This window comes from Abyssisolibacter fermentans (genome assembly GCF_001559865.1).
Lineage (GTDB): Bacteria > Bacillota > Clostridia > Tissierellales > MCWD3 > Abyssisolibacter > Abyssisolibacter fermentans.
In genome coordinates, this window is the sequence record NZ_LOHE01000111.1 from 1 (window position 1) to 3,547 (window position 3,547).

The following is a 3,547-nucleotide window of genomic DNA, read 5'->3' on the forward strand; positions in this document are numbered from 1 at the left end:
TATTGCTACTAAAGAAGGTACCCCTTTTCCCTCTGTATAAACTCTCCTTACTAAATGTCCTGGTCCTTTTGGTGCTATCATAAATACATCAACATTTTTAGGTGGCACTATTTGATTAAAATGAATATTAAAACCATGTGCAAATGCTAAGGCATCCCCTTCTCTTAAATTTGGTTTTACACTTTGCTGATATACTGCACTTTGTTTTGTATCAGGTAAAAGCATCATTACTACATCGCTTTGCTTTGCTGCCTCTGCAACTTCATATACCTTTAACCCTTCTGCCTCTGCTTTTTCCCATGATCTACTGCCATTATATAGCCCCACTACTACATCTACTCCACTATCTCTAAGATTTAAAGCATGTGCATGTCCTTGGCTTCCATAACCTATTATCGCAACTTTTTTTCCTTTCAATAATTCTAAATTGGTATCTTTGTCATAATACATTTTTGTCATTTTAATTTACCTCCCTTATTTCATATATATCAATAATTTTTTCCATTTGATTTATTACTTGCTTTACTCCAAGTCCTTCATTTTCATAGATAGTTATTATTAAATCTGAACAACATCTATTTGATGTTGAAGTCATACTAATATCTTTTATATTAAACTCTTTTTTCCTCAAAATATTAGTAACTCTTACTAACGAATCTAAACCATTTTTAAGTTGAGCTTTAATTGTTTTTTGCATAACTTAACCTCCCTTTTTAGATGTTTTTATAATTATCTAAATATTAGTATGTACTCTTAACTTATATCAATTTATTTCCAAAACATTTTGGTTTCTTAACTATATAAAAAATCTTCCATCCTTATATACATAAATATATATGTATATAGGGACGAAAGATTACTCTGCGCGTTACCACCCTATTTGTAGTCAAAAACTACATCTCTATTCAGGTCAAATTTGAATTCAATCTCATTAAACCTTAGCTGTTTTAACGCCAGCACACGACTTAGTCTAATTGGTATACCGTTCAACTATAGCAGCTCAAGAGTGAGTATTATATACTTACTTTAACACCTGACTCTCACCAAATGTCAGCTCTCTGTAATTAAAATATAGTATTTTTCTCTCCGTCATAGCTTTAAATATTCTTAATATTCTAAATGTTTTTAATGTTTTAAATATTAATCGTTATTATATAATCGTGTAGTTTATTTGTCAATAGTTTTTTTACTTTTTTAATTTAATGTTTTAAATTTATTTGATTATAGCAATCAAAAATATCTTTATATTATCTGATTATTTATTGGCATTCCCGGTGGCACTATTGGTAAAACCATTTCATTTTTGTCTATTAAACATTCTATCATTACTGCTTTATTGTCTTTAAATACACTTACTTCCTCTAATGTTTTTTCTAAATCAGTTATGGTATTTACTTGATAACCTTTTATTCCATAAGCCTGAGCTAATGCTACATAGTTAACCTCTTGCGAGATATTAGTCTCTGAATATCTACTGCCACTAAAAAGTGTTTGCCATTGTCTGACCATTCCTAACGTGCTATTGTTAAATAATATTATAACTACAGGCAAATTATATTTAGAAACTGTACTCAATTCATTACAATTCATTCTAAAACTTCCATCACCAGTTATTAAAAGTACATTCTTATCTGGATTACCTACTTGTGCACCTAATGCAGCACCTAATCCAAAACCCATTGTTCCTAAGCCTCCTGATGTTATAAAGGTTCTTGGTTTACTAAAATCCCAATATTGAGCTGTCCACATTTGATGTTGACCTACATCTGTAGCAATAATTGTATTTTCATTATAGTGTTTTTGTAACGCTTTAAAAATATTTTTAGGAATAAATTGTAAGTCTCTAGTTCCATCTTCTATCTTCCAGCTATTTATCTCTTGAACCCAATCCGCTCTATTCTTCTCTTCAACGTAGTTTAATAACTCATCTAAAACATCCTTCATATCTCCTATTAAAGTTAATTCACTATCTATATTTTTATTTACTTCAGTTTCATCTATATCAATGTGAATTATTTTTGCGTTAGATGCAAAACTGTCTGATTTACCAATTACTCTATCGCTAAATCTAGCCCCAAGAGCTATTATCAAATCGCTATTGTTTACTGCTCGATTAGTTTCTTTAAATCCATGCATCCCGACCATTCCTAATGATAATTCATTATTTCTTGGGAAATTGCCAAGTCCCATTAACGTGTTTACAACTGGTATAGATGTTTTTTCAGCAAAATCTATTAATTTCTTTGAAGAATTTGCTGTTATAACTCCTCCTCCTGCATATATAACAGGTCTCTTAGCATTATTAATCATATTTGCTGCTTTTTTCATATACTTGCTTGTTATTTTTTTTGTATAGCATTCTTCATCATCAGTTTGACCATTGACATACTCAGTCTCTTGTAAAAAAATATCTTTTGGTATATCTATTAACACAGGTCCTGGTCTTCCTGTTTTTGCGATACTAAATGCTTCATTTATAATTTCAGGAAGCTTTATTATATCCTTAACTAAATAGTTATGTTTTGTTATTGATATTGTAATCCCTGTAATATCAATTTCTTGAAAGGAATCTCTTCCTAATAAACTTGTTGGTACTTGCCCTGCAATTACGACTAATGGAACAGAATCCATATATGCAGTTGCTATACCTGTAACAGCATTTGTTGCTCCAGGTCCCGATGTAACAAAACATACTCCAACATTGCCCGTTGATCTTGCATATCCATCAGCTGCATGTACACATCCTTGTTCATGAGCACACCTCATATGATTAAATTCATTATTCATTTTATATAACTCATCATAGAGAGGAATTACCGCTCCCCCTGGATAACCAAATATGGTATCTACATTTTGTTTCTTCAAGCAGTGTAATACGATTTCTGCCCCATTAAGTCTCATATAAAATTCACCTTCTCTCAAAATTTACATATCTTTCGCCTGTTTCGCCTGTCTTGAATCGTTTTTTTAATACTACCAAAGGATTGTTTCAAAATGCGTGAAGTTCAAGGCTAATTACTAATAATTTGAAACTCCTACTCATTCTTCCTAGGAGTAAGCGACTCACACTAAATCAGAGATTTAGGTTCTCTGCTTACAGATATGAGCGTACTATGATGTAGCTCACTACTCACTTCGTTCCTAGGAATAAGTGAATCACAAGAAATCGTAGATTTCTGTTCTCTACTCATGATTATTCGTATGATAATATATGAAACTCACTACTCATTTTCATTCCTAGGAGTAAGTGAATTCACAAGAAATCATAGATTTCTGTTCTCTACTCAACGCAGAAATTCGCCATTTTGAGACAACCCGCAACCCCTTCTATCCTATCCAAGACATCATACCTCTCAGCTTTTGCCCTACTTTTACTATTGGATGAGCTAACTCTTTTTTCTTTAAAGCACTGTACTCTGGTCTGTTCATGCTGTTTTCTGCAATCCAATCTTTTGCAAATTTTCCAGTTTGTATTTCCTCTAATACTTTCTTCATTTCTTTTCTCGATTGATCAGATATTATACGTTTACCAATCTTATAGTCTCCA

At 31.7% G+C, this 3,547-nt stretch carries 3 protein-coding genes, 1 pseudogene and 1 other annotated feature; all 4 genes and pseudogenes read right to left on the minus strand.

The window, feature by feature from the left end; translation table 11 throughout:
* On the minus strand, positions 1 to 459 hold a 459-nt coding region (locus tag AYC61_RS19600; protein WP_162265492.1), incomplete at its 3' end, for an NAD(P)-dependent oxidoreductase.
* A gap of 1 nt (position 460) precedes the next feature.
* Positions 461 to 697 carry an ACT domain-containing protein gene (locus AYC61_RS19605; RefSeq protein ID WP_066507199.1) on the minus strand — a complete coding sequence of 79 codons (237 nt, stop codon included), beginning with the start codon at positions 695 to 697 and terminating at the stop codon, positions 461 to 463.
* Between the two features lie 144 nt (positions 698 to 841).
* Positions 842 to 1,102: a binding site (T-box leader), on the minus strand.
* Between the two features lie 140 nt (positions 1,103 to 1,242).
* On the minus strand, positions 1,243 to 2,901 hold the full coding sequence (ilvB, locus tag AYC61_RS19610) for a biosynthetic-type acetolactate synthase large subunit (RefSeq protein ID WP_066507200.1): 1,659 nt from the start codon (positions 2,899 to 2,901) through the stop codon (positions 1,243 to 1,245).
* Positions 2,902 to 3,327: 426 nt separating this feature from the next.
* Positions 3,328 to 3,547: pseudogene (locus AYC61_RS19615) on the minus strand (ketol-acid reductoisomerase); the annotation flags it as partial.

What these genes read in the sequence shown, in the direction of transcription:
- ilvB (WP_066507200.1), bottom strand. Translation starts at nt 2,901, where the DNA reads ATGAGACTTAATGGGGCAGAAATCGTATTACACTGCTTGAAGAAACAA.
- AYC61_RS19605 (WP_066507199.1), bottom strand. Translation starts at nt 697, where the DNA reads ATGCAAAAAACAATTAAAGCTCAACTTAAAAATGGTTTAGATTCGTTA.